This is a genomic window from Mycobacterium intermedium, assembly GCF_002086275.1.
Lineage (GTDB): Bacteria > Actinomycetota > Actinomycetes > Mycobacteriales > Mycobacteriaceae > Mycobacterium > Mycobacterium intermedium.
This window is the reverse complement of the sequence record NZ_MVHT01000176.1, coordinates 1-3,938: the sequence shown is the minus strand read 5'-3', so window position 1 is coordinate 3,938 and position 3,938 is coordinate 1. Positions and strand designations below refer to the sequence as shown.

Genomic DNA, 3,938 nt, shown 5'->3' with positions numbered 1-3,938 from the left:
TCCGTGACAACCGCACCTGGCAACCCGACTCACCCCCAATCACACAGTCGGCGGCTTGACATCTTCATTGAGAGTCCTCTCGGTGATCGGCCCCCGCGACCAGCGCGGCGCCGTCGTCCGGCCTACCCGCGTCGTCAGCGTCAATGAAGCGTGCGACGCTACCAAGCAGCCGTTCCTGGACCTGTACGAGGGCGTCCGGGTCGAATGCGCAGTGGTCGGCGAGGACTACTCGAGCGGCCAGATCGTGCCGGTGCGGGGCGCGGCCCCGTCCTCGCCGCGGGTGCCCGCCGATGCGGTCACGGCCAGCGGCAGCGGCCTCGACCCTGACATCTCGCCCGCCTATGCGGATATCCAAGTACCCCGCGTGGCTCGAGCCCGCAATGTCACCCCCGATCAGATACGCGAGGTCGTCCGGCGATACAGCGCAGGCCGCGTCCTGGGTGTCTTCGGTGACCCCACCGTGAACGTGGTGCAGCTCAACCTGGCGCTCGACCGCAGGTGTCCGGCCACCGCGGGCACCGCGCCAGCCGCGGGCACTGCCGCGTGTTGCGCCGCAGGAGGATGATTGTTGGGTGAACGCTGTCGACCACCCCAAACGCGGGGAGCTACGCATCTATCTGGGTGCGGCTCCAGGTGTCGGCAAAACGTACGCGATGCTCGGCGAGGCTCACCGGCGGCTGGAACGTGGTACCGATGTGGTGGCGGCCGTGGTCGAGACCCACGGCCGCGCCAAAACCGCTGAGCTGCTTAAGGGCATCGAAGTCATAGCGCCGCACTACGTCGAATACCGCGGTTCCACCTTTCCCGAACTCGACGTTCCCGCCGTGCTGGCGCGACACCCGCAGGTCGTGCTGGTCGACGAGTTGGCGCACACCAACACCCCGGGCAGCAAGAACCATAAGCGTTGGCAGGACGTCGAGGAGCTTCTCGAGGCCGGAATCACGGTGATCTCCACCGTCAACGTGCAACACCTGGAAAGCCTGAACGACGTCGTCGCCCAAATCACCGGCGTTGAACAAAAGGAGACCGTTCCCGATTCGATCGTGCGGCAAGCCGCGCAGGTGGAGCTCATCGACATCACGCCGGAGGCGTTGCGCCGCAGGATGTCTCACGGCAACGTCTATGCGCCGGACAAGATCGATGCGGCGTTGTCCAACTACTTTCGGCGCGGAAACCTCACCGCTTTACGCGAATTGGCGCTGCTGTGGCTCGCCGATCAGGTGGATACCGCGCTGGCGAAATATCGCGCGGAAAACAAGATCACCGACACCTGGGAGGCGCGAGAGCGGGTGGTCGTCGCCGTCACCGGCGGCCCGGAATCGGAGACTCTGGTGCGACGTGCGTCGCGCATCGCGTCGAAATCCAGCGCCGAGCTGATGGTGGTGCACGTCGTGCGCGGCGACGGATTGGCCGGCCTGTCCGAGCTCCGCATGAACAAGCTTCGTGAACTGGCCAACAGCCTTGATGCCTCGCTGCATACGGTGCTTGGTGACGACGTGCCACGGGCATTGCTCGACTTCGCCCGCGAGATCAACGCCACCCAATTGGTGATCGGCACTTCGCGCCGTTCCCGGTGGGCGCGGATTTTCGATGAGGGGGTCGGCGCCTCGATCGTTGAGCGGTCGGGCGCGATTGATGTGCACCTGGTCACCCACAAGGAATCCCAGCGGACGGGACGGACGTCGCCGATCCCGGCGCCGGGACGACGAATCGCCTCGTGGGTGGCTTCGTTTACCGTCCCGTCGCTGATCTGCGCCGTCGCGGTGGCTGTGCTGGATCCGTACCTCGACAACGGCGGCGAGAGTGCCCTGTTCTTCGTCGGGGTGCTGTTGGTGGGCCTGTTGGGAGGTGTTGCGCCCGCGGCGGTTTCGGCGCTGTTGTCCGGGCTGCTGCTCAATTACTTCCTGATCGAGCCGCGGCACAGCTTCACCATCGCCGAACCCAACAATGCAGTTACGGAATTGGTGCTGTTGCTGATCGCGGTCGCGGTGGCGGTACTCGTCGACGGCGCGGGCAAACGTGCCCGCGAAGCACGGATGGCGTCACAGGAGGCCGAACTGTTGACGTTGTTCGCCGGATCGGTGTTGCGTGGCGCGGATCTCGAGACGTTGCTGAAGCGGGTACGCGAGACGTACTCCCAGCGCGCGGTCAGCATGCTGCGTGGTGAGGGTGGCGGGGTCATCGCATCCGTCGGCACAGAACCTTGCGTAACGGTTGATTCCGCGGACACCGCGATCGAGGTCGGAGACGACGAGTTCTGGATGCTGATGGCCGGGCGGAAGCTTTCGGCGCGGGATCGCCGAGTGCTCAATGCGGTGGCGAAACAGGCCGCGGGCCTGGTCCAGCAGCGCGAGATGGCCGAGGAAGCCCACCGGACCGAGGCGATTGTGCGCGCTGACGAACTGCGGCGCTCTTTGCTTTCCGCGGTGAGCCACGATCTGCGCACCCCGTTGGCGGCGGCCAAGGTCGCGGTGTCGAGTCTGCGCGCCGACGACATCGCGTTCTCGGCCGAAGACACCGCTGAATTGCTGGCCACCATCGAAGAATCCGTCGACCAACTCACAGCATTGGTTGGCAATCTGCTTGATTCGTCGCGGCTGGCCGCCGGCGCGGTGCACCCCGAATTGCAGCGGGTGTATCTGGAGGAAGCTGTGCAACGGGCGTTGGTGAGCATCGACAAAGGGGCTACGGGCTTCTACCGATCGTCGATCAATCGCGTCAAAGTCGATGTCGGCGACGCCGTGGTGTTGGCGGATGCAGGGCTGCTGGAACGGGTGCTGGCGAACCTGATTGACAACGCCCTGCGATATGCGCCCGACTCTGTCGTGCGGGTCAACGCCGGGCGGGTGGGCGATAGCGTCCTCATCAACGTCATCGACGAAGGTCCTGGGATTCCGCACGGCACCGAGGCGCAGGTGTTCGAAGCCTTTCAGCGACTGGGGGATAACGACAACTCCACCGGTGTCGGGTTGGGCATGTCGGTGGCGCGCGGGTTCGTCGAGGCGATGGGGGGCACGATCGCCGTAGCCGATACGCCGGGTGGTGGTGTCACCGTGGTGGTCGATCTGGTCGCGGCGTCAGGAGATGGCGAAGCATGACCCGGGTGTTGGTCATTGACGACGAGCCGCAGATTCTGCGGGCTCTGCGCATCAACCTGACCGTGCGAGGCTACGAGGTGGTGACCGCGTCATCGGGAGCCGGTGCGTTGCGGGCCGCCGCGGAGCACCGACCCGACGTGGTGATCCTGGACCTCGGCTTGCCTGACATATCGGGCATTGATGTGTTGGGCGGTCTGCGAGGTTGGCTGACGGCGCCGGTGATTGTGCTGTCGGCCCGTACCGATTCGTCTGACAAGGTCGAGGCCCTGGATGCCGGAGCCGATGACTATGTGACGAAACCGTTTGGTATGGACGAGTTTCTGGCCAGGTTGCGCGCCGCTGTCCGGCGTACCACCGCTGGGTCTGAGCTGGAACAGCCGGTGGTTGAGACGGCGTCGTTTACCGTTGATCTGGCCGCCAAGAAGGTGATCAAGGACGGGACCGAGGTGCACCTCACCCCGACCGAGTGGGGCATGCTCGAGGTGCTGGTGCGCAATCGGGGCAAACTGGTGGGCCGGGAGGAACTGCTGAAAGAGGTGTGGGGACCGGGCTACGCGACCGAGACTCATTATCTGCGTGTGTATTTGGCGCAGTTGCGACGCAAGCTCGAGGTGGACCCGTCGCACCCCAAGCATTTGTTGACGGAGTCGGGGATGGGATATCGGTTCGAGGGTTGAGTGTTGGGGCTGGCGGGCACGCACAGCCAGGGTTCGACGAAATCACTTCCGTCACTTGCGTCTCCGTTCCGGACGGGTGGCCTCGTGCCCGGCTCGTAGCGACAAGTGCGCGGTTGGCGCTGACGCTTCACGGCAAGTCACACCCGTCACTTGCGTCTCCGTT

At 65.0% G+C, this 3,938-nt stretch carries 2 protein-coding genes and 1 pseudogene; all 3 read left to right on the top strand.

Annotated elements, in window-relative coordinates:
* Positions 1–34: 34 nt before the first annotated feature.
* A pseudogene (locus BST27_RS29700) lies at positions 35–565 on the top strand (potassium-transporting ATPase subunit C); the annotation flags it as partial.
* Positions 537–3,098, top strand: a complete 2,562-nt coding sequence (locus tag BST27_RS29695) for a sensor histidine kinase (protein ID WP_170062397.1) — start codon at positions 537–539, stop codon at positions 3,096–3,098. The pseudogene BST27_RS29700 and the gene BST27_RS29695, both read left to right, overlap by 29 nt.
* Positions 3,095–3,775, top strand: a complete 681-nt coding sequence (locus BST27_RS29690) for a response regulator (RefSeq protein WP_069418616.1) — start codon at positions 3,095–3,097, stop codon at positions 3,773–3,775. Before BST27_RS29695 ends, BST27_RS29690 begins: the two co-directional genes overlap by 4 nt.
* Positions 3,776–3,938: the final 163 nt, after the last annotated feature.

Bases quoted from the DNA above. Each gene is read 5' to 3' on its own strand.
- BST27_RS29690 (WP_069418616.1), top strand. From the start codon at position 3,095: ATGACCCGGGTGTTGGTCATTGACGACGAGCCGCAGATTCTGCGGGCT.